23 protein-coding genes are annotated in these 22,553 nt (G+C 62.3%); 6 read left to right on the plus strand and 17 right to left on the minus strand.

All coding sequences use genetic code 11. From position 1 onward, the window contains the following. Nucleotides 1-3: 3 nt before the first annotated feature. From M9924_17310 to M9924_17325, 4 genes are all read right to left on the minus strand, one after another. Nucleotides 4-1,071: an arginine deiminase family protein gene (locus M9924_17310; GenBank protein ID MCO5066153.1), complete on the minus strand. Its 1,068-nt coding sequence runs from the start codon at nt 1,069-1,071 to the stop codon at nt 4-6. A gap of 14 nt (nt 1,072-1,085) precedes the next feature. After that, a complete protein-coding gene (locus M9924_17315; GenBank protein ID MCO5066154.1) occupies nt 1,086-1,949 on the minus strand; it encodes a transporter substrate-binding domain-containing protein in 864 nt (287 codons plus the stop codon). Nucleotides 1,950-2,077: 128 nt separating this feature from the next. Then, nucleotides 2,078-2,962, minus strand: coding sequence for a LysR family transcriptional regulator (locus tag M9924_17320; GenBank protein ID MCO5066155.1), 885 nt, complete (start codon nt 2,960-2,962; stop codon nt 2,078-2,080). Between the two features lie 117 nt (nt 2,963-3,079). Then, the gene (locus tag M9924_17325) at nt 3,080-3,538 is read right to left on the minus strand and encodes a GNAT family N-acetyltransferase (GenBank protein ID MCO5066156.1); all 459 of its coding nucleotides are present in this window, start codon (nt 3,536-3,538) and stop codon (nt 3,080-3,082) included. On the opposite strand from M9924_17325, the gene M9924_17330 reads away from it, so the two are divergent. Both M9924_17330 and M9924_17335 read left to right on the plus strand, forming a co-directional pair. After that, nucleotides 3,522-3,758, plus strand: coding sequence for a hypothetical protein (locus M9924_17330; protein MCO5066157.1), 237 nt, complete (start codon nt 3,522-3,524; stop codon nt 3,756-3,758). The two genes, M9924_17325 and M9924_17330, sit on opposite strands and share 17 nt — an antisense overlap. Nucleotides 3,759-3,781: 23 nt before the next feature. Then, nucleotides 3,782-4,249: an HXXEE domain-containing protein gene (locus M9924_17335; protein ID MCO5066158.1), complete on the plus strand. Its 468-nt coding sequence runs from the start codon at nt 3,782-3,784 to the stop codon at nt 4,247-4,249. 7 nt (nt 4,250-4,256) lie between these two features. On the opposite strand, the gene M9924_17340 is transcribed toward M9924_17335, so the two are convergent. Then, nucleotides 4,257-4,946: a Crp/Fnr family transcriptional regulator gene (locus M9924_17340; protein ID MCO5066159.1), complete on the minus strand. Its 690-nt coding sequence runs from the start codon at nt 4,944-4,946 to the stop codon at nt 4,257-4,259. A gap of 94 nt (nt 4,947-5,040) precedes the next feature. Between M9924_17340 and M9924_17345 the strand changes: the two genes are divergently transcribed. Together M9924_17345 and M9924_17350 are read left to right on the plus strand one after the other, a co-directional pair. Next, nucleotides 5,041-6,423 (plus strand): DUF1254 domain-containing protein, encoded by a 1,383-nt coding sequence (locus tag M9924_17345; GenBank protein ID MCO5066160.1) that lies wholly within the window; start codon nt 5,041-5,043, stop codon nt 6,421-6,423. Nucleotides 6,424-6,504: 81 nt separating this feature from the next. After that, the gene (locus M9924_17350; GenBank protein MCO5066161.1) at nt 6,505-7,527 is read left to right on the plus strand and encodes a DUF1214 domain-containing protein; all 1,023 of its coding nucleotides are present in this window, start codon (nt 6,505-6,507) and stop codon (nt 7,525-7,527) included. An 8-nt stretch (nt 7,528-7,535) separates the two neighbouring features. Here the strand turns inward: M9924_17350 and M9924_17355 are convergent, their stop codons facing one another. The 10 genes from M9924_17355 to M9924_17400 form a co-directional block, all read right to left on the minus strand. Next, nucleotides 7,536-9,194, minus strand: a complete 1,659-nt coding sequence (locus tag M9924_17355) for a GMC family oxidoreductase N-terminal domain-containing protein (protein ID MCO5066162.1) — start codon at nt 9,192-9,194, stop codon at nt 7,536-7,538. Nucleotides 9,195-9,200: 6 nt separating this feature from the next. Next, nucleotides 9,201-10,088, minus strand: coding sequence for a 3-keto-5-aminohexanoate cleavage protein (locus M9924_17360; protein ID MCO5066163.1), 888 nt, complete (start codon nt 10,086-10,088; stop codon nt 9,201-9,203). Nucleotides 10,089-10,129: 41 nt separating this feature from the next. After that, entirely contained in the window at nt 10,130-11,797 is a 1,668-nt protein-coding gene (locus M9924_17365; protein ID MCO5066164.1) for a CocE/NonD family hydrolase, read from the minus strand. 9 nt (nt 11,798-11,806) lie between these two features. Continuing rightward, on the minus strand, nt 11,807-13,624 hold the full coding sequence (locus tag M9924_17370; GenBank protein ID MCO5066165.1) for an amidohydrolase family protein: 1,818 nt from the start codon (nt 13,622-13,624) through the stop codon (nt 11,807-11,809). A 21-nt stretch (nt 13,625-13,645) separates the two neighbouring features. After that, nucleotides 13,646-14,824, minus strand: a complete 1,179-nt coding sequence (locus M9924_17375) for an ABC transporter ATP-binding protein (protein MCO5066166.1) — start codon at nt 14,822-14,824, stop codon at nt 13,646-13,648. A gap of 10 nt (nt 14,825-14,834) precedes the next feature. Then, nucleotides 14,835-15,662: a carbohydrate ABC transporter permease gene (locus M9924_17380; GenBank protein MCO5066167.1), complete on the minus strand. Its 828-nt coding sequence runs from the start codon at nt 15,660-15,662 to the stop codon at nt 14,835-14,837. After that, the gene (locus tag M9924_17385) at nt 15,659-16,555 is read right to left on the minus strand and encodes a sugar ABC transporter permease (protein MCO5066168.1); all 897 of its coding nucleotides are present in this window, start codon (nt 16,553-16,555) and stop codon (nt 15,659-15,661) included. Before M9924_17385 ends, M9924_17380 begins: the two co-directional genes overlap by 4 nt. Before the next feature lie 36 nt (nt 16,556-16,591). Further along, a complete protein-coding gene (locus tag M9924_17390) occupies nt 16,592-17,917 on the minus strand; it encodes a sugar ABC transporter substrate-binding protein (GenBank protein ID MCO5066169.1) in 1,326 nt (441 codons plus the stop codon). Nucleotides 17,918-17,963: 46 nt separating this feature from the next. Beyond that, nucleotides 17,964-18,758, minus strand: coding sequence for an IclR family transcriptional regulator (locus M9924_17395; protein ID MCO5066170.1), 795 nt, complete (start codon nt 18,756-18,758; stop codon nt 17,964-17,966). A gap of 205 nt (nt 18,759-18,963) precedes the next feature. Then, nucleotides 18,964-19,473 carry a hypothetical protein gene (locus M9924_17400; GenBank protein MCO5066171.1) on the minus strand — a complete coding sequence of 170 codons (510 nt, stop codon included), beginning with the start codon at nt 19,471-19,473 and terminating at the stop codon, nt 18,964-18,966. Between the two features lie 163 nt (nt 19,474-19,636). Here M9924_17400 and M9924_17405 point away from each other — a divergent pair, with 163 nt between their 5' ends. Both M9924_17405 and M9924_17410 read left to right on the plus strand, forming a co-directional pair. Beyond that, nucleotides 19,637-20,473, plus strand: coding sequence for a UDP-2,3-diacylglucosamine diphosphatase (locus tag M9924_17405; GenBank protein ID MCO5066172.1), 837 nt, complete (start codon nt 19,637-19,639; stop codon nt 20,471-20,473). 10 nt (nt 20,474-20,483) lie between these two features. Next, a complete protein-coding gene (locus tag M9924_17410; protein MCO5066173.1) occupies nt 20,484-21,527 on the plus strand; it encodes a glycosyltransferase family 1 protein in 1,044 nt (347 codons plus the stop codon). 269 nt (nt 21,528-21,796) lie between these two features. On the opposite strand, the gene M9924_17415 is transcribed toward M9924_17410, so the two are convergent. Together M9924_17415 and M9924_17420 are read right to left on the minus strand one after the other, a co-directional pair. Beyond that, entirely contained in the window at nt 21,797-22,036 is a 240-nt protein-coding gene (locus tag M9924_17415; GenBank protein MCO5066174.1) for a hypothetical protein, read from the minus strand. A 99-nt stretch (nt 22,037-22,135) separates the two neighbouring features. Beyond that, nucleotides 22,136-22,537 (minus strand): DoxX family protein, encoded by a 402-nt coding sequence (locus tag M9924_17420; protein ID MCO5066175.1) that lies wholly within the window; start codon nt 22,535-22,537, stop codon nt 22,136-22,138. Between the last annotated feature and the right edge of the window lie 16 nt (nt 22,538-22,553).

Genomic DNA, 22,553 nt, shown 5'->3' on the forward strand with positions numbered 1-22,553 from the left:
CCGTCAGAGATCGTCCCGCACGAGCGGCGAGGTGCTGCAATGGATGCCGCCGCCGCCGGCGGTCACATCGGCATAGGGCACCGTGAGCACCTCGATGCCGTTGGCGCGCAGCCGGTCGATGGTGCGCATGGAGACGCCCTCGCTCATGACCACCTTGCCCGGCTCGATGGCCAGGCAGTTGATCGTCCATGTAGAGTCTTCAGGATGCACATCGATGAGGGTGATGTTGCGGTCCTTGAGCTCGCAGATGAAGTCGTAGGGCAGTTGCGTCGGATTGACGAGCGCCAGCCTGTCGCCGACCATCACGAACGCACCGTCAATGTGCAGGCGATAGCCCGGAACCGAAAGGACGAGGAGCTTCACGCCCTGCGCGCGCAACACTTCCTCGACCTGCCGGATGCCTTCCGCATTGCCGCGCGAGGAAAGCCCGGCGACCGCTGTGCTGCTGTCGATCCAGGCAAACGAGCCGCCCTCAAAGATCGCGTTGCCGCTCAGCGTGCGCAGGATCGGACAGCCATTCTCTATGAGCGTCTCGGCGACGGGCCGCTCCTCTCCGCGACGAACGCGCGCGCCGAGCCGGGTGACGATCGCGCCGCCTTTGACCGCGATGCAGCTGTCGCGGGTGTAGCACGATTTCATCCGACCATCGGCCACGCGCTTGAGCCTGACGACGGTCACGCCCTCGCCTTCGAGCAAGGTCGTGAGCGCGTCATGCTGCGCCTGCATGGCGGCAAGGTCCGGCGCGCGCACTCCGCGCCAGTACCAGCCCTTGTCGGGATCGCCATAGCCGCCGATCTCGGGCAGCGTCTTGGACACGTCCACCGTGTCGAGTTCGCGGCCCGGACGATGCATCAGCACCGCACGGAGCTTTCCGACATCGTTGGAACAGCCCCATTTGCGGCCCCATATCGCCTCCTGTTCCGACACGCTCTCGAAGGGCGGTTCGGGCTGCGAGGCGAATATGCTGATCATGCGGTGATAGCGGAAATCCTCTTCCGAGATGATTCCTCTGTCACCGCCGGGCCTTTCTGTGGCCCGGTCGTTCCTCAAGCTCGTGTCGGCGTATGTCATTTCCTGCGGCACCGTCATTTCGTGGGGCTGGCCTGCGTGGCATCCCATGCGCCATATTTTTTGAGTATCTGCTCATGCGTGCCGTCGGCAAACATTTTCGCAATCGAAGCGTCGATCGCTTCCTGCAAATCCTTGTCGTCGGAGCGCAGCACGATGCCCGCCGCGCCGAGCTTGTAGCTCGCCTTGGCTTCCGCATCGGCCCATTCCGGCTTGGCCTGGTAGAACATGGGTTCGCCCACGAGGCGCAGGTCCTTCAATTCGTCATTCTGGCCGAGATAGGTCATCTGGTCGATGATGACCGCATCCACCTGCTTGTTGCGCAGCGCGATGAAGGGTTCGCCCCAGCCATTGAAATCGCGAACTTCGCCGACCTGGCCGCCTTCCTGCATGTTGTGGGCGTTGAGCGAATCCATCGACCCGACAATCGAGGCGACCGACTTGCCCTTGAGGTCGGCAATGGACTGGATCGGCGAATCCTTCAGCACGATGGCATAGTCGACATAGAGCAGGTAGGGATGGGTGAAGGCGATGCCGCCCGCGCCAAGCCTCTCCTGGTTGAAGCCGAGGCCAGACATGATGATGTCCCAGCGGTTGCTTTTCAGGCCGGGAATGAGCGTCTGCCACTCAGTGGAAACATATTCGAACTTCGAAGCGCCGATGTCCTTCATGACATATTGAAGGATGTCGTATTCGAGACCGGCATAGGAGCCATCGGCGTTCTGCCAGATGTAGGGCTTGAGGCCCATGATGCCCACCCCGACGCGGAGCGGCTCTCCTTTTTGAATATTCTCGAGCGTGCCGGCATCAGCCGGGCCGAACGAGTTCAGTGAAATGACCGAAAGGCATAGGAAGCTCGCAAGGAGCTGGCGCTTGTTCATAGAGGTTCCCCTCAGCGTTGGAGCTGTTGTTGTTGGCCGAACGCAGGGTCAGCACCCGGTTCGATCCAGAAAAGCTACCGGCCCGTTTTGCATCGCACAAATTCGAAAAAGTCGTTGTCTGGTGCGTTTTATGCACCAGAGCCGAACGCGCGCCGCAGCAACCTTGCCAGCACCTTCATCTCGGGATCGTCTCTGCGCGCGCTGGTTGCAATGAAGTAATAGGAGCCGATGTGCACGTCGGTTTCCAGTAATTCGACCAGTTCATCGCGAAACGGCTGGATCAGGAAATCATTGGCGAGCGCAATGCCCTTGCCCTGCCGCGCCGCCTCCAGCGTGAAGTTGGCATGCCACAGCTTCGGACCGGGAAGGATTGGTGGGTCGGTGACGCCCGCCGCGCTGAACCAGGACGACCAGTAGCGCGTCGATTGTTCGTGGAGCAACGGGGCGGAAAGCAGGTCGGCGACCGATTGCGGCGCCGGGTTCTGCGAAAGAAACGCACGACTTGCCACGGGAAATACGCGTGGGCAGGCGAGTTCCTCGTATTGGATCATGTCGATCGATTCCGCATGGTCGAGATAAAAGACCTCGGCGTCGGCTTCCCCGCGCAAAAGGTCGGGCCTTTCCAGCGTGGGCCGGAACGAGACGTCGATCTTGCTGAAATCCTTGTCGAGCCCTTCAAGCAGGAACCGCATCAGGTGAAGCCCGATGCCGGGCATGCACCACACTTCCACGGAGCGCCGGTGGAAGGGCGACACTTCGTCCGTTGCCCTGAGAATATCCGCGAAAGCGGCATTGATGCGCGCATGGAACTGCGTTCCGCGAGAAGTCAGCGCGATGCCCCGCCCCTTCTGCTCGATGAGATTGGTTCCGATATATTCTTCCAGATGGCGCACGTGACGCGAGATCACCGTGTGGCTGACGCCCAACTCGTCTCCCGCGGCGCGAATGCTGCTCGTGCGGCCAACCACCTCGAACGCTCGAAGTGCGATGAGAGGCGGCAACTTTCTCTTCATTTGATTCCTGCGATCCCTTTGTCCGATTTCAATATGATGGGACACGCCCAAGGTGAGCCGACAGGCAGACTAAGTCCAGCGCTTGCGACCAAACCCAAAGCGTGGAACGCAAGGAAGCTACCGCGTCAGATTGGCTTCCATGAAGACGAGATGGTCGCGCAGTTCGGCGGGAGCCTCGTAGTAAGGTTCGATCTCCCGGAATCCCAAGGAGCGATAGAGGCTCAGGGCTTCGTCGTGGTTGCGACCTGTGTCCAGCCGCATGATGGCGTAACCTCGTTCAGCAGCCAGGCGGACGATGTTTTCGGCGAGACGGCGACCCAACCCCGAGCCTCGGCCCTCGGGGCCGACGAACATGCGCTTCATCTCGCAGGTACTATCGTTGATCCGTTGCATCATGACGCAGCCCACCACTTTTCCGTTCAGTCGGGCGACGAGGATTTCACCTGCCGGAGCCGCGTGTATCCTTGGCAGGCTATCGAGAAGCGCGGCCCATTGCTGAGGCGTATAATAGCGATCGACGAACCAGGCATTCTCGCCATAGCGCGACCGGCACCAGGCGATGAAACTGTTGCTCAAGTCTCTGACGGCAGGAAAATCGTCAGGTCCAGCCGGTTCTATCAGCGAATTCCGCTCCACCTTCGCCTCCCTCGCGCAGGCCGCTCTTGCGTTGCTTGATCTCCAGCCGGTCGGCAACCGCGCTTTACCGGGATCATATGGCAATTCAGATGCACCCGCCACAGGTTCGGGAGCGGCCGACCCGCTGGACAAAGCCCGGAAGAAGCTGCACCTTGCCTGAGTACAAGCGAGCAGGCAGAAGCGATGACATTGACGCAGATTGCTTGGTTGGCGGTGGCAGCCTATGGGCTGCACATGATGGAAGAGTTTTTCTTCAACTGGCGCGACTGGGCAAGGTCGGTGGTGGGACTGCCGGTCGACTGGGCCGATTTCTACATGACCAACTCAATCGTCATCGTCGTCGGCATTGTGCAGGCCCAGCTTGCCTCGGCCATGCCGATTGTGGCGCTGTCATTTGCAGCGCTCATACTGATCAACGCCACCTTCTTCCACGTCTTTCCCGTGATAAAGACCGGCGGGCGTTTTTCTCCGGGGCTCGGAACCGCACTGGTGCTGTTCTACCCGGTCGGCATCGCGACCTTTCTTATCGCGGCAAGGGAAGGCGTCGGTACATCGACAATGATCGCGGCCTTCGTGATCGGCGCCTTGCTGATGGCTTTCCCGATTGTCATGATCCGGCTGCGCGGCCTGCCCTATTTCCAGCAGAAATGAACGCGCCTCACCGGCCTTCGTCGTCGCTTTCGGAGAATTGCCGCAACGCCTGTGGATTGAGCACCGTCACGGATCGATAGGTATATCTTATCCAGCCGAGCGAGGCGAAGCGTTGCATCGCGGAATTGACCTGCTGGCGGGACGCATTCGCCATCACGCCCAGTTCGGCCTGTGACAGCAGGATCGGGACATCGCCATATTGCCCCGCGCGTTGCAGCACGGACGCAATGCGCCGGCCCACGTCGCGCTTCTGCAAATCGTGCACGATGCGAATGAGCACGTCCACGGTGTAAACGGTGTTGATCCCGATGGCGCGTGTGACCTCAGGGTCATGCGCGGCCATCTGCTTCAGCGCATCGAGCGGGACATACATCATCCAGGCACAGCCCAGCGCGCGCAGTTCGGCCCTGCGCGGCTGCCCTGTCAGGAAGGGGCCTTCCCCGGTCCATCCACCCGGCGTACCGATATGGACCGGGCGCGGAGATGAATCCGGCGGCGCGGTGTTGACGGTGATGCAGCCTGACACCAAGCCGTACATGCCGCCGCCAATATCGCCATACCGGTAAATGATCTGGTCGGGAGCATAGCGCAGCAGGTGCGCGCGGCGCAGGAACTCGTCGCGGAAGGAGGGCGTCATATGCGCCAGCCATGCGCCCTCGCGCATGACCCGCTCCGCCTGTTCTCGCGACAAGTTCAACTTCGATTCTCCAGACTGTCCGGATCCGGGCAATGTGTGTGGCCGGTTCATGTAGATTCAAGCTGATACGGAGGAGAGAGTTACGACGATGAGGATGGTTGTTGCAACGATGATACTGCTTGCGGCTGCGCAGATGGCGGCTGCCCAACAGCTCTCCCCGGCCGAGGCACGCGCAATCGCCCGGGAGGCGACCATCTACGGCTTTCCACTCGTCGACAACTATCGCGTGCAGTATTCCTACTTCGTCGATCCGGCCAATCCCGACTACAAGGCCCCCTGGAATACGATCAACAATGTTGCGCGCGTGTTCACGCCCGATGACAAGGCCATCCAGACTCCGAACTCGGATACGCCCTATTCGCAATTGGGGGCCGACCTGCGCGCCGAGCCGCTGGTGATCAGCGTTCCGGAAATCGAAGCGACCCGCTACTATTCTCTCCAGTTCGTAGACATGTATACGTTCAACTTCGCCTATGTCGGCAGCCGCGCGACCGGCAACGAGGCAGGTGATTTCCTGCTGGTCGGGCCGCGCTGGCAAGGGCAAACGCCGAAGGGGATCAAGGCGGTCATCCGGTCCGAGACAGATTTCGATTTCGTGCTGTACAGGACACAGCTTTTCTCCGCCGCCGACATAGACAACGTCAAAAAGGTGCAGGCCGGCTACAAGGTGCAGCCATTGTCGCAATACCTCGGGCAGCCCGCTCCTCCCGCACCTGCGCCCGTTGAATTCATCAAGCCGCTGTCGCCCGAACAGCAACGCACGTCGCCACAATTTTTCAACGTGCTGAACTTTGTTCTCCAGTTCTGCCCGACACACCCCTCCGAAACCGAAGTGATGGCGCGCTTTGCGAAACTCGGCATAGGACCCGGAGGCGAGTTCGATTTCGAGGCGCTGCCTCCTGAAACGCAAAAGGCCGTCGAGGACGGGATGGCCGACGCATGGGCGGACTTTGCCGAATTCAAGCGCACGCAGATGGACACCGGCAAGCGGACTTCCGCTGAAGGCTTCGGCACGCGCGAATTCATGAAAAACGACTATATGGGTCGCATGGCCGCCGCCGCGTTCGGCATCTACGGCAATTCAAAGGAAGAAGCCCTCTATCCGGCCTACTACACCGACCAGAACAGCGAATTGTTGAACGGCACCAATAACTACCGGCTGGTTTTTCCAGCGGGCCGGCTTCCCCCCGTCAATTCCTTCTGGTCGCTGACGGTCTATGAGCTTCCCTCAAGTCTGCTCTATGCCAATTCCATCGACCGCTACCTGATCAATTCGTCCATGCTGTCGAGCCTCAAGCGGGATGCCGACGGCGGGATCACCCTTTATCTGAGCCACGACGCGCCCGCGCGGGAACCGGAGTCGAACTGGCTGCCCATTCCGAACGGACCGTTCTGGGCGACCATGAGGCTCTACTGGCCGAAGCCGGAAGCGCTCGACGGGCGCTGGAAGGCGCCTCCCATGGAGCGAGTTGAGTAAGGCCGGACGTCATCTCGGATCGTCGATTTTTTGCACATCGGCGGGCAGCGCCCGCTCCAAATTCCGGAAAGGGAAAGTCCAATGCTGCAAAGAATGCTTTGGGGAGCCGCGCTGGCTTTCGGGACATGTCTCGGCTCACTGACTGCAAGCGCCGAACCGATCCTCGTCAACACCGACAATTTCGTGCGCGCCGAAAGCGACGCCTATTTCGCGGGTGTGGTCGCCAACGGAGCCTTCGCGAAGTTGGACCACAATCGCGAGATGGCGCCCCTCGACAAACAGACCGTCATCCGGCTGAACCGCGACACACTCTATTCGTCCGCCCTCTTCGACCTCGACGCCGGACCGGTGACGATCACCCTTCCTGACTCTGACGGCCGCTTCATTTCGCTCCAGGTCATCGACGAGGACCATTTCACGCATGGCGTTCACTACGAGCCGGGCAAGTACACACTGACGCGCGAAGAGATCGGCACGCGCTATGTCGTGACTGCCTTCCGTCTGTTCGCCAACCCGAACGATGCCGCCGATATGGATCGTGTTCACGCATTGCAGGATGCGATTGGCGTCGAGCAGGCCGCGCCCGGGCGCTTCGAGATTCCGCAATGGGACAAGGCCAGCCAGGACCGCACGCGGCAGGCGCTGCTCGACCTCGCGGCGCTGCTGCCGGACACGGCGCATATGTTCGGCTCGCGTCAGGAGGTCGATCCGGTTCGCCACCTGATCGGCACCGCCAATGCATGGGGCGGAAACCCGGACAAGGATGCGCTCTATCTCAACCTCACACCGCAAAAGAATGACGGAAAGACGATCTACAAACTCACCGCGCGCGACGTGCCCGTGCAGTCGTTCTGGTCGGTGACCGTCTACAACAAGGAAGGCTTCTTCGAGGCCAATCCCCTGAATGCCTATTCGCTGAACAATGTTACGGCGCAGAAGGATGCGGACGGTGCGATCACCATCCAGTTCGGCGGCTGCGACGGCAAGATCGCAAATTGCCTGCCGACGCCCCCGGATTGGAACTACATGGTCCGTCTCTATCGCCCCGAGCCGCAGATTCTCGATGGAAGCTGGAAATTTCCCGCCGCCACGGAACAGAAATGACCAACCCGCTATGAGCGGGATTTTCTCATTGCCGCGAAATGCTCGGCCACCATCAGTGTCGGGAGGCATGTGTTCGCCGCCGGTATGATCGGCATGATGGAGGCGTCGACGACGCAAAGTCCTTCGACCTTGCGCACCCTGCAATGCGGATCGACCACCGCTTCGTCCGCATCGGCAGCACCCATACGGCACGTTCCCGCCGGATGGAAGATCGGCGTGACATAGCGCAGCAATTCCTTGGGTCCGATATCGAAGGGTTCGCTGAGCAAGGTGCCTGCCCGGCGCAGCACGGCGTTCCTCACGGGTGCGGGCGCATCGAGCGCGGCGGCAAGAAGCGCCGACATCAGGCGATAGAGCGGTGCCGGGCGGTTGAGCCTGCGCACCAGCGAACCGGGCTCGACCGCAAAGACAGGCCCGCGAACCTGGCGCATTTCGGGACTGGACAGGAGTTCGAGTGAGAGAAGCGCGGCCTTCGACATGCGCGCCACGTCCGAACCATGGCCAAGCAGGTTGAAGTCGACCACGGGCGCGGCCAGCGGATCGGCGGAGCGCAGGCTGACGACGCCGCGCGATTGCGGCGCATAAAGTGCCGCACCCAGAATGCCCAGGCGGTTGCCGTGCGCGTTCGGACTTGTCCTGGCAATGAACTGGAGGAGCAGGTCACCCGGGCTGCCGCCCGCGAGGTTCGAAGAGACGCGGGCGCAGGCCAGCCCGTAGGTGTTGAGCCGAGCGGATTGCCGCGCGCTCCTGACAAGCGGCATGGCGAGGTTCAGGACGCAATGGTTCTGCAGGTTGCGCCCGACAGGCAGGTCCGCGAGCGGCGCGATGCCATGAGCGCGCAGCTTGGAAGCAGGCCCGATGCCCGACCGCAGCAGAAGTGCGGGCGAATGGATCGCGCCACAGGCGACGATTACCTCCCTGCCCCCTATCGCTTCCAGCCGGCCATCGTGATGGCGGATTTCGACGCCGCAGGCCCGCTTGCCGTCGAACTGGATGCGCGTCACCGTCTGGTCCGTGCGCACAGCAAGGTTGGCCCTGGCGCGCACGCTTGCGGTAAGATAGCCGCTTGCCGCCGAAACGCGCTCATTGCCCTCGGTTGTGACCGGAACGGGAAACATGCCGTCGGCGAAATCTCCGTTCAGGTCCTCGCGACAGGAAAGGCCCATGCGCGCGGCGGCATGCGCTGCTGCCTGCGCATAGCCCGGCCATTGCTCGCGAAAATGCCGTCGAACCGGGATCGGCCCGTCTGTGCCGTGCAGCGCATTGTCGAAGTCGGCATCGTGCTCCAGCCGCCGGAAGCTCGGCAGCACATCGTCCCAGCCCCAGCCGATCGCACCCGCCTCGCGCCACCCGTCGTAGTCGTCCGGTTGGCCGCGCAGCGCCCACATTCCCATGACGCTCGTTCCACCGCCCAGCACCCGGGCCTGCAGAAAGGGCGCGGCCTGCTCCGCGCGGCGGGCGGAAGCGCTCAAGCCCGGCCAGAAATAGGCCGGGTTGGAATAGGAAACAGGATAGGCATTGCGAATGTCGGCGGGTATGTCACCGGGCGGCGTGTCCTGCCCGGCCTCGATGAGAACGACCCGCCGCAGCGGGTCCTCGCTGAGCCGGGCGGCAAGCACGCAGCCCGCCGCCCCTGCCCCGACGATGATGACATCCGCCTCGGCCACGCGGGTCTAGGCGGCGCGACGCTTGATCTGGAGAACCTCGCGCGCCTCGTCCGGGCTTGCGATCTCGCGCCCGATGTCGCGCGCGATGCGCACGATCTTGTCAACCAGTTCGGCGTTGGAGCGCGCATATTCTCCCGGACGGATGAAGGGGTTGTCCTCCATGCCGATGCGGACATGGCCGCCGAGGCTGATCGCCGTGGTCAGCACCTTCCACTGCTCCACGGGGTCCATGACGCTGGTGTTCCAGACGAAGCCTTCGGGGCAGTGATCGGCCATGTAGGTCATCGCCTGCACGGTCGGCGGGGTCCAGCAGCCGCCCTTCCAGCCGAGAAAGAACGTGACCCAGATCGGGCCGCCGAGGATTCCCTTTTCCCGCATCCGCATGGCGTTCCACACTCCGCCATAGTGGAAGGCTTCCACTTCGATCTTGACTCCGAGCTTGTTGGTCAACTCGCAATATTCGCGCAGTTCCTCGCGGTCGTGAATTGCGTAAAGCTCGACCGGCTCGCGCCCGGGTTCGTAGTCAAAACACTCGTCATGGGCGTTGAAGCAGGTGGAGATCATGTCGGGACGCTGGTCCTCCAGCAGGGCCTTGCGTTGCGGAAAACGCCCGTTCGCGATGCCGTACTGGATCACCGCATCGGCGCGCGAAAGGATGCCGTCGCGCAGCCGACGCCAACCGGGAATGTCGAGGTCCGAGAGCTTCGTGCCGTCGGCCTGGATCTTGGCGTCCACCGAATAGGGACCGTGCAGGTGGCAGATCGAAGCGCCCGACGCCACCGAGCGCACATATTCGTCGGCAACGGCGTCCCATCCCTTGGGCGTGGGATTGTTCGGATTTGAAGGGTACGACATCGTCGAGTCGCACGTTACGGTCACGATAAGCTTGTCCATATTGAATCCTTCAGGGTTATGAATTGCAAAATTGCGGATGTTCAGGCTCCCCGCCCCACCGAAAACCTGAGGCGCGAGGGTCGATCTGCGTCGTGATAGATGGCCTGCGTGGCGAGGCGGCCCGTCAGGCGATTGCGCTCCGCCAGGGGTAGGCCGGTGTTGTCGTTGGCATCGTAGGCGGGGAAATTCGAGCTTGAGACCTCCAGCCGGACGCGGTGGCCCTTGCGGAAGCAATTTGCGGTGGAGCCGAGGTCGATGACATATTCGCCCGGCTCGGCGGCGGCGCGCGCCCGCACAATGCCGTCGCAGATGTTGATCGCGCGGCCATTCGGCTGCACATCGACCAGCTTGGCGGTCCAGTCGGTCTCCGCCGCGTCGCTTGCGGCAAACAGCACCAGTTCGACCGGACCGGCCAGGTCCAGATCTTCCTCAAGTGGATCGGACGAATAGACCAGCACATCGTTGCGCGTTTCGATCTCGCGTTGGTCGAATGCCCCGACCGGCGCGACATCGGCGCGGCAGCATGACTTGCCGCCAAGGCTCGGGACAGGTTCGGAAGGGTCGTAGACGAAGAGGTCGGGCGGCTCACGGGACGGCTCGGCAGGCGTCAGCCGCCCGTCGCCGGACACCGAATTTGCGGCCCCGTCCGAATGCAGGAAAAGCTCGCGCATCGCGGCTTGTTTCGGAGGCCAGCTCTCGTCCTCCAGCCAGTCGTTCCTGCCCATGCGGAAATAGCGCACCTTCGGCAGCGGCTCGGCCGGAGCGCTGTCCCGCAGGAAGCGGTCGAACCAGTCGCACTGGAGCCTGTTGACGATATTGTCCCCGGCGGGTCCGTGAAAGACCGAGCCGTTGAAGCTCGCCCACGGAACGTGCTGCCACGGCCCGACAAGAAGTGACTGGTCCGCCGACGCAGCGGAATGCGTGGCCGCCCTGACATAGTTCTCTATCGTGCCGCCGATAAAGACATCGTACCAGCCGCCGATGTGCAGGCAGGGAACGTCCGGGACCTTTCCCAGCCACGGCGCCAGTTCGCGCCAATAGGCGGTCGGTTCGTCATTGGCTATCCAGTCGCGCAGGTAGGAGGGCAGATCCTCCTCCGCGAGCCAGTCCTTCAGCGGCCGGCCATAGCCATGCGGCAAGGTGGAGGCCAGTTGCTGGAGCCTGCGCGCGCGGGCCGCATCGCCTGCCTTCATCGCGTCCGCCGGGGCCAGCGCCTGCAGCACCCAGGACAGCACGAAGGCAAGCTGGAATGCGCCGCCGCGATAGGTCCAGCCTTCGTAGAAGTCCGACCCGGCCATCGCCACCGCCAGCGCTGCGAGCCCGGGCGGGCGCTCCGACGCGGCGGCAAGCTGGCACATTCCGGCATAGGAGAAGCCATACATGGCGACGCGGGACCCGCCTCCGAGGCCGGATGCCCAGACAACGGTGTCGGCTCCATCGCTCGCCTCGTGACGGTAGGGTTCGAACACGCCGTCGGATGCAAAGCGGCCACGCACGTCCTGAACGGCGACGATATATCCCCGGCGGGCATACCACGCCGGATGCAGGTAGACCCCGCTCTGCGCGAAGCGTTTGTTGTAGGGCGTCCGCTGCAACAGCACGGGCAGTCCCTCGCGGTCGGAAGGACTGTAGATGTCGGCGCGCAATATGGTGCCGTCCCGCATCGGGACGGGCACATCATATTCGACCGCAACTCCGCCAAAGTCCATCATCGGATGCTACGACCGAGCGCCCCCGCTCTCGTCGATAAGCACGGGAACGGTTTCGCCCCGCCACACATCGACCAGCCCGCGCGAGTTGATCTTGAGACGCCCGATGGATATCGGAAGCCCGGTGAAGGCCAGCGTGTGGAAGGGCGTTTCCAGCGGACAGCCAAGCTCGCGCAGGGCCGCGAACGCCGCCGCGATCTGCTCGCCCAGCGTATCGATGGACTCTTCGGACAAGAGGCCATAGAGCGGCAGCGGCACGCGCGCCGTCACCTTTCCATCGTCCACGACCACAAAGCCGCCGCCCTGCTCGGCGCAGGCCCGGGCGGCGACCGCCATGTCCTCCGCATTGGCGCCAACGACCAGCAGATGCTGGTAGTGGGGATTGTAGGTGGAGGCCATCGCGCCCCTTATCAGGTTGAAGCCTTCGACAAACCCGACGCCCAGCTTGCCGGGGTCACCCGCATGCCGGTCGATTGCGGCGACCAGGTTGATCCCGCCCTCCAGCAGCGGCTGCGCGAGGCCATCCTTCACAGGCAGCCGCCTTTCCAGCGACCGCGTCACAATCGTGCCGTCGCCGACGCCGATGACCCGCACCAGCACGCCGTTGGTCCCCGAAGGGACCTTGACGGAGAAGCTCTCGCTGCTGATGGCACCGATGGAGACGGTGTTGTAGGCGAAGTCCGGTCGCTTGACGGCGGCGCGGTCCTTGATGTCACGGCCCTCCTTGGCCACGATTTCGCCGGCGGCGATCACCGTGCCGATGTGGAATTGTTCAATCGGTCCGTCCAGCAATATGATGTCTGCGCGGCGACCGGGAGCCAGCGCCCCGACATCGTCGTCGATCTGGTGGCATTCGGCGGAATTGATCGTCGCCATCTGTATGGCGGCGACGGGCGAAACCCCCTCCTCCATCGCAATGCGCACGCAATAGTCGATGCTGCCTCTGGACAGCAGGTCTACCGGAGAGAGTATGTCGGTGCAGAAAGACACGCGGCGAAGATCGGCGTTCTTTTCCACCAGATAGCTCAGAATGTTCCTCACATCGGAGACGCCGGACCCTTCGCGGGCGATCACATGGATTCCGGCGCGGATACGCGACAGCGCCTCCTCTCCCGAAATGGCTTCGTGGTCGTCGAGCCTGCGCACCCAGCCGCCCCACGCCTGCACCTCGTTTTCGCTCGCCTCCGATCCGTGGCCGCACACCTTGCCGCCATGCGACTGCACCGCGTCGACGAGGCGCACCATGCGCGGCTCGCCTCCGGTCAGGAACTTCACGAAACACTCGTTCAGGCCGTGGCATTCGTCCCACGCGGCCATTTCCTCCATCGCCGCGAGGTCGATGGTGCCGGTGTGGACGAAAGGTTCATCCTGATAGAGCGCGGGCATGGGCAGGACGAACACCGTATTCAGGCCGGTCGGCTCCGCCTCCCGCAGCGAGGCGCGGATGGCGTCCATGCCACGCACCACGGCCTCGCCGTAGAAATCCGTGATGATGCTCGTCACCCCGTGGCGAAAGAAGCCGCGCGCCACCTCGCTGATCGGCAGATGGCTTTCATAGGTGTGGATGTGCCCGTCGATCAGCCCCGGGATGGCGATGCGGCCTTTTCCGTCGATCACCTGCGTATCCGGCCCGATGAGGTCGTCCACATCGCCCACGAAGGCGATGCGATTGCCTACGATGGCGATGCCGCCCTCGAAAAAGGTTCCGCCGTGAACGTCGAGCACCTTCACGTCGGACAGCACCTTGTCCGCAGGCTCGCGCTTCAGAGCCACCGCCAGACGGCGATCCCGGTTCGAACGTTCAACCGCAGACAGACTCTTGGCCACTGGAAACCCCTCTTGTTCGGATCAATGCTTCGATGTTCGACGTGCAATCGGCCGTTCAACCGTCGCGGCGCGCTTGCCTTCTCCAGACGCAACCACCCGGCCGCACTGCACCGTGGCGATGCGCGCTCCACTTGAGGCGTCGAACAGGTGGGCGGTGCGCGGCAGGAAACGGATCGGACCCTTGACGTCGCGCTCCGCAATCCGCACGCGGATGTCCGCCGATATTTGCGCGCCCTTGAGCGCGGGGTCCAAGGTCGCCACCACGAATTTTTCGGCGCCCCGGTTCTCGATCAGGGAAACGCCGCATTCGATCCCGTCCGGGACAAAATCGACATCCTCGGCGCGGAAGGCAAAGACGACCTTCCTGCTGCCGTCCTGCTTCAGGTCCGCGCCCTTCACCTCGATCGTGGTGCCTGCGCCGCCGAACCGGAACCTCGTGACCGCATCCTGCTGGATGAGGTCGCCGCCGAACTCGTTGATTTTCGGAGAACCCACGAACCGTGCACAAAACAGCGTTGCGGGACGGTCATAGATTTCCTCCGGCTCGCCAAGCTGTTCGACGCGCCCCTCATTCATCACCGCGATCCGGTCGGCCATCACCATCGCTTCGACCTGATCGTGGGTCACATAGATCGTCGTCACGCCCAGACGCTGCTGCAATTCGCGCAGTTCGACCCGCACATGCTCGCGAATCTGGGCATCGAGATTGCTCAGCGGCTCGTCCATCAGCAGCACATGCGCATCACGCGTTATGGCCCGCGCCACGGCGACGCGCTGGCGCTGGCCGCCGGAGAGTGCTGCGGGCTTTCGGTCAAGGTAAGGCTCGATGCCGAGCATGGCGGCAGCGGCGCGCACGCGCTTCTCGATCTCCGCGCGCGGGATTTTGCGGATTCGCATGTTGTAGGCGATGTTGTCGTGCACGCTCAGGTGCGGATAGAGCGCATAGTCCTGAAACACCATTCCGACGCTGCGATGCGCCGGTTCGGCGTCATTCACGCGCTTGTCGTCAAAGAGAATGTCGCCGCTGTCGAGCGATTCCAGCCCCGCAATAGAGCGCAGGAGAGTGGTCTTGCCCGAACCGGAAGGGCCAAGCAGGACCAGCAATTCGCCGTGCTCCGCCACCAGCGATATGTCGGCCAGCGCGAGATGGCCGCCGCCCCCGCCAAATTTCTTCCTTGCATCTCTTATGTGTACGCGCACCGACAAATCCTCATCGCACTGCACCGAGCGTCAGGCCCCGGACAAGGGAGCGCTGGAGAAAATAGGTCACAACCAGAAGCGGCAGCAGCAACAGCAAGGCGGCGGCGGCCATCGGACCCCACTCCACCGAGTGTTCCGTCAGGAATTGCGACATGCCGATCGGCACCGTCTTGGTTTGGCTGCCGGTCAGGATCAGGGCCAGCGTGAACTCGTTCCACACTTCGAGGAAGCAGAAGGTTCCGGCCACCGCGATTGCGGGCCGCATCAGCGGCAGCACCATGTCGCGAAACACCTGCCACCTGTTCGCGCCGTCGATCCGCGCAGCCTCGTCTATCGAACGCGGAATGTCCTGCGCGAAGCCGTAGAGCAGCCACACGGCCAGCGGCAGGGTGAGCGGCAGGTAGGCGAGGATCAGGCCCGGAAATGTGTCGATCAGGCCGACCTGCGAATAGAGCACATAGTAGGGAATGACGATTGCGATGGGCGGCAACATGCGCAGGTTGAGAATCCACATCAGCAGCGGGTTCCTCGCCCGAAATCGGAAGCGCGTGATGCCGTAGACCAGCAGCGTTGCGAAAACGAGCGTGATCGCCGTTGCCCCGCTGGCGATAATCAGGCTGTTCAGGGCGTTGCGAAGAATGCCGAACTTGTAGATCGCAAGCGAGAAATTCTCGAAGGTCGGCTCAAAGATGAAGGTCGGCGTCTGCACGAACAGTTGCGACTGCGTCTTGAGTGCGACATTCACCAGCCAGTAGACCGGGGTCAGCCAAGCCGCCACGACCAGGACGAAAAGCGCGATCTTGGTGTTGCGGAACCTTGTTTCGGGACCCGTGCTCATGCCTTTTCCTCACGGAACAGGAACCGCAGCAGCAGAAGCGCGAGGATCGAAATGATGTTCATCAGGACGAAGGCGGCAGCGCTCGCCTTTCCCATCAACAACTGGGAAAAGCCCACTTCCCATGGATAGAACCCGGCCAGCATGGTGGACCGCCCCGGCCCGCCGCGCGTCATCACATAGACCAGTCCGAAGGTCTTGAAGACATCGATGAAGCGCAGCAGAAACACGATCCCGACCACGTTCCACATCATCGGCAGCTCGATGGTCAGCAGGCGACGCAGCCGCCCCGCGCCGTCGAGCCGCGCGGCGGCAACCACATTGGCCGGAAGCCCCTGCAGCGCCGACAGAAAGACAATCGCCACGAAAGGCGTCCACTGCCAGATTTCCGCGATGCCCACGGAAGGCAGCGCAAGCGTGCTGCTCGACAGCCACAGGATCGGATCGATGCCGAGCAGACCGAGCACATAATTCACCACACCGATCGACGGCTGGAACATCAGGCTCCACAACAGGCCGACCATGATCGGCACCATCAGCATCGGCGTCAGGAAAGCCGTGCGCAGGATGCGCGCGCCCCGGAACTCGCGATTGAGAATGACCGCCAGCGCCAGTCCGAGCACAAGCTCGATCAGCACCACGACCACGGTATAGACGAGCGTGCGCAACATAGCGCCTGTAAACAGCGTATCCGTCAGGACGGAGACGTACATCCCCAGCCCGACGAAACGCTTGACACCCGACAACAGGCTCCAGTGATGGAGACTGTTGTAGATGAGCTGGACGGTCGGGACGACAATGATGATCGCCAGCACGGCAAGGGGCGGAACAACGAAACCTATCCAAGAGTTTCGCAGCCGGCCCTCGCCTTTTTCACTGTTCGCCGATGCTGTCACGACCGCCGTCTTTGCTCAATTTAATTCAGCAGAATCTTATAGATATCCTGCATCCTTCAACTGCTTGGCGAAGGCGTCATTGGCATTTTGCAAACCCTGATCCGCCGAAACCGTGCCGGTCAGAATATCCGCGACATGGTTCCCGAGTTCCACCAGGAACTGATAGGATTCCGGGATCGCCGGGAACGGATGCCCCTGCGCCAGCACCTTCTGGAGCGTCGGGAAATACCTGCCGATCTTGACGTTCTCAGGATCGTTGAGCGCGCTCGACCGGGCGGGTTGGCCCTGGTTCGCGACGAAGGTGCGCATGACCTCCGAACTGGTCGCATAGCCGACCCACTTGGCAGCCGCCGCCTTGTCGGGAGCCCAACTCGCGATCATGTAAGCCTGCCCGCCGAGGCAGGGTGCGGCCGGATGGTCGCCGCCGTCCGGCGGCACGGTCGTCTCGATCTGGTCGGCGGTCTTGATCTTCGCTGCGTCGGTGAGGTCCGAGCGGCCCCATTCGAGCGGCGCCCATGCCGCGACGCCGCTGGCGATCACCTGCGCGGTGTCGTCCTCGCCGGCGTTGATCGTGCCCGGATCGGCATAAGGCATCAGGTCCAGCATGATCTGGATAGCCTTCTTCGCCGCGTCGGTGTTCAGCATCGGGTTGAAGTCTGCGTCCCAATATTCGCCGCCATAGGAGAACAGGATGCTCGAGAAATGTGCGCCCGCATACTCGCCGCGCCGCAGGCTGGCGGTATAGCCGTAAACGCCGTCCTTGGTCAGCGCCTTGGCCACCGCCACCGCATCTTCCCACTTCTGCGGCGGCGTTACGCCCGCAGCCTCGAAGAGGTCCTTGCGGTAGAACGACCACTGCGCGTTGGAATCGTTGGGAATGGCGTAGAGCTTGCCCTTGTAGCGCCATGTGTCGAGATATTTCGCTGGGATGTCCTTCTCGATTTCGGCGATCTGCTCAGGCGTGAACACCTCGTCGAAGGGGACGATCTTGCCGGTTGCCGCGAAGGCGTAGAGAAGGTTGGTAATGCCCGTGAACACCTCGAGGTTTGCCGCGTTGGACGCGACTTCGGTGGAGAGCTTCGGGAAGTAGTTCTGCACCGGCACCGTTTCCATCACCACCTGAAGGTCCGGGTTCTTGGCATTGAAATCGGTGATGAGCGCCGCGTTGGGGGTTCCGAACCGCGCACCCGCCGAGGTCTGGAAGTTGAGCGTCGTGGCTGCATTTGCCTGCGAGCCTCGCCCAAACACCGCGCCGAGGGCTGCCGCAGTGCCCAGAGCCGCCGTGCCCTTGAGCACCGAGCGCCTCGACGCGCTGCCGAACTGCATCATCCCATTGGTCAGAAATTCCTTTTGCCTGCTCATTGTTATTCCCCTTTTTACGTTGACACGCGATTTTTGTTTGATCTGCCTATTCGTGGCTTCGGACACGCACAGCCAGGCGGTGAGAGATCACCTCCGCTGTGTGACGCAGCACATCCACCTGCTCCAGAAGCGGCTCGATTGCCTGGCTGCTGATGCCGATTGCGCCGATGACACCACCGTCGCCGAAAATCGGGGCGGCGACGCAGCAGGACCCGATCTCATGCTCCTGCCGGTCCAGCGCGTAGCCCCGCCCTCGCGTCTCCGCGAGTTCCTCATGGAGCTTGATGGCCGTCGTGATCGAATTCGGCGTGGACGCAATGAGCGGCTCGGCGCACAGGATGCGCTCGACTTCCACCGGAGGGAGGTGCGCGAGAATGGCCTTGCCCAATGAGGAGCAGTGCGCGGGCGCAGTCTTTCCGAAACGCGTGTAGATGGTGGGAAGCGACGGCTTCTCCACGCCCGCGATGTAGAGCACCTTGTGGCGATGAATGATGCCGAGATTGGTGCGCTCGCCCGTCAGTTCCGCCAGTGACTCCAGATGCGGCAGCGATTCAAGGCGCAACCGGTTGCTGTCGAGAAGGCTGGCGGACAGCATCAGCACCGAATGACCGATCGACAGCCGTCCCGACTGGACGTCCTGCGTGACATATCCCTCGGCGATGAGCGTGTTCACGATGCGGTAGGCCGTCGGCCTGCTGATCCCGACCGCAATCGCCACTTCGGCAATTCTCGGCGGCGTCCTTGAACTGCCTATGCATTCAAGCACGGCCAGAGCCTTGCGCAGGCTCCGAACGGCGCCCGTGTCGTCATCCAACTGCGATAGTGTGGGTTCACGTTTCAACTTTTTTGTCCGTATTGTGGACACTATGTCAACATTCTACGGCTAAACGATTTGCTGTCAACCGCCGCGTGCATTCACGACACAGCTTCTTGTCCAGATGGCAAAATGGGGCTTCCCGCGACGCTCTCAGGCGGTCGCGGCCGGGCTTTTGGAAGATGCCTAAATACTGCTCAAACAACCCGCCTCAAAAGGCGAGGTCGCGCGGTCAGGTGCGCGCGAGCCTGTTCATTGCGCCGCTGCCGGGAAAGAAGCGCCGGTAGGCGAGCCATCCGAGGATGATCGCAGCCAGCAGCACCAGTCCCTGAACGACGGCAAACGGCGGCTCGTTTCCGTTCGGCGCGAGAGTGTGCAGGGCCGGTATCTTCAGGAACGACTGCACCACCAGCACAAAGACGTTCAGGTAGAGCGACAGCACCGCCGTCACGACATAGATGCCGCGCCATGCGCCATGCATCTTCTGGACATAGCGGGCGACGAGGCAGGCGATCATCACCAGCGTCCCGATCACGCCGACCCCGAGCGCGGGCGTGAAGCCGGTGATCGGAAACAGGAACCCGGTCAGGTTGGTCAAGAGCGTCGTGACAAGGAAGATCGCCGTCAGCCCCTCCATGGTGCGGGACTTCAAGAGACCCCAGACGACCAGCAACCCCGTTACGATTCCGACAAGGCTGATCAGGACATGGATGTCCTGAAGCAACGACACTCCAAAAAACATGGGATCCCTCCGACCGCATGAATTTCCATTGCCCGCTGCGGCATTCTAGACGAGTCCGGCTTTGACCGACAGCGCAATCTTGGAGGCGCAACCACGATCCCCGCCAGCTTCAAGAATGGGCTATGTCATTCTGCTGTCATCACTTCGCTGCCAAAAGCAGCACATGAACGCAAGAGCGACCATCGATTCTTCGGATCCAGCACCGACCGCCCGGTATCGGAGCATCTTCATCTCCGATGTGCATCTGGGCACCAAGGGTGCGCAGGCCGACGCACTGCTCGAATTCCTGCGTGAGCACGATGCCGAAACGATCTACCTCGTCGGCGACATCATCGACGGATGGCGGCTGCGCTCCTCCTGGTACTGGCCGCAGTCCCACAACGATGTCATCCAGAAGCTCTTGCGCAAGGTGCGCAAAGGCGGGCGGCTCATTTACATTCCCGGCAATCATGACGAGTTCCTGCGTGAGTTCTGCGGCCTGAGCTTCGGCAATATCGAGGTGAGCGATACGGCGGTGCATGTGGCCGCGGACGGCAAGCGCTACCTCGTGATCCACGGCGACCTGTTCGATCTCGTGGTCCGCCACGCGCGCTGGCTCGCTTTCCTCGGCGACTGGGCATACCGCGCAGCAATGGCGATTTCGAACCGCATCAACGTCGTGCGGCGAAGGCTCGGCTTCACCTACTGGTCGCTCTCGGCCTGGGCGAAGGCGCGCGTCAAGAATGCGGTGAATTTCATCGGACAGTTCGAGGAAACACTCGCGGCGGAGGCCGAGCGGCATAATGTCGACGGCGTGATCTGCGGCCACATCCACTCAGCCGCCATGCGCGACATCAACGGCCTGATCTATCTCAATACGGGCGACTGGGTCGAAAGCTGCACCGCGCTGGTCGAGCACCGGGACGGGCGCATGGAGATCATCAACTGGCAAACACACAGCCGGGTTCTCAACGGTGCCCGGGAACAACCGGCGGCCCTGCCCTGGCGGCGGGCGGCCTGAAAAGCGCCCAATGTCGATTCTCATCGTCACCGATGCATGGCGACCGCAGGTCAACGGCGTGGTGCTGACGCTCGAAAGGCTGGCGCAGACGCTGACGGAAATGGGCAAGGACGTCGCCATGATCACGCCTGGCGATTTTCGCACGCTCCCCATGCCCACCTATCCGGAAATACGCCTGTCGCTCGCAACCTGCGACATGGTTGCGCGGCGCATGGACGAGTTCAATCCCGAGCGTATCCACATCGCGACCGAGGGGCCGCTCGGCGTTCTCGCGCGCCGGGTCTGCATCTCGCGCCACTGGGCATTCACCACGAGTTACCACACCCGCTTTCCCGAGTTCATCCGCGCGCGCGTTCCGTTTCCGGAGGACTGGAGCTATCGGTGGCTGCGCCGGTTTCACAATGCCGGCAAGGGAATCCTCGTCGCCACGCCGTCAATGGGCGCGGAGCTCGCCTCGCGCGGATTTCGGAACATCCGGCTCTGGTCGCGCGGCGTCGATACCCAGCTCTTCAACCCGACGCGGCGGGCGGACATGGGCCTTCCCCGGCCCATATTCCTGAATGTCGGAAGGGTCGCGGTTGAAAAGAACCTGCCCGCCTTTCTCGACCTCGACCTGCCGGGCAGCAAGGTGGTGGTCGGCGACGGCCCGGAAATGGCGCGGCTGAAGGCGAGATACCCGAACGTGCATTTCCTGGGCACCCGGCGCGGCGAGGAACTGGCCGCCATCTATGCGGGCGCGGACGTTTTCGTCTTTCCGAGCCGGACAGATACGTTCGGAAATGTCATTCTCGAAGCGCTGGCGAGCGGCTGCCCGGTCGCGGCCTTTCCGGTTACCGGCCCGCTCGACATTGTCGGTGACGGGCATGGCGGCATACTCGATGAGGAACTTGGCCGCGCCGCGCTGGCCGCGCTCGAGATTCCGCGCGAGGCCGCGCGCAACCGGGCGATGTCCTACGACTGGCATGAATGCGGGCGACAGTTCCTCGAATACAGCACTCCGATCACCGGCGGAAATCAGCCGGCCGAAGAAACAGTCGACGCCGCATATAGATAGGACTAGGTCGTAGTGACGATTTAACGGTTCGCTGCGTTGGAGCGGAAAAGACCGCTGAACAGGAGAAAAGCGCAAGGCGGTGTTGACCACCGTCGAGCATTTTCGACGCATTCAGCGGCCTTTTCTGCCCCACCCCGGAGGGGCCGCGCCGAAATCGGCCATTTCTTCGTCACGCGTCGTCGAATATGCGCTGCATATCCTTCCTCCTTCTTCCTCGAACTGACCAATTTCATCTGCGGCGCAGCAAATCGTTAAATCGTCACTACGACCTAGCCGGCGAACGCGCCGTTCATCTTTTCAAGCAGTGCCTGACGCGATGTCACACCGGATGAAAACAACGCGATGATGCGCTTGGCGCATTCGTCGCGTGCACCGGACTCGACCACCAGATGTTGCTCGCAATACTCGTCGAGCACGCTGCGAAGCGTCGTCAGATCTGCCGGGTCTGCGATAAAATTATGCATCGCTTTCTCTCCTTTCAAAGGCGAAAGCGTGATCTTCTCTTTCAAGCGCCTGATTGCCGGGAAACCTCTTCAAGCGACGAAGGCAACCTATCCGGCAATTGTGGCAACACCAATAACATTTGAGGGGAGCGCACCTGCCCCCGGTCACGATTTTCTGATCGAGGCGTAAGCCACGACCATCATCGCCCCGATGACCGTGATGTGCTCCATGACCACATAGAACTCGGTGGTCGCCTGCGGTTCGGGCATCGCCCAGAAATAATGCGCAATCGGAATGGTCAGCGCGGTGAAAACGGCGAGCGCGCCCGCGCCGAGCCATGTCCATCTATTGAGGATCACAAGCAGCGACCCGCCAAGCTGGACGATGACGGTCGCGAGGTTATACAGCCATGCGGGTTCGAGACCGAAATGCTGCATTTCGCCGACGCCGCCGCTGAAATCGATGAGTTTGGCGAGACCGCTCGCCCAGAACATATAGGTCAGCACAGCGCGCGCTACATAGCCGAACCAGGTCGCCGACAGCAGTTTTTCGATCCATGCAGGCATGAATTGTTCCCTCAAA

Source organism: Rhizobiaceae bacterium, from assembly GCA_023953835.1.
In the GTDB taxonomy this organism is placed as follows: domain Bacteria; phylum Pseudomonadota; class Alphaproteobacteria; order Rhizobiales; family Rhizobiaceae; genus Mesorhizobium_G.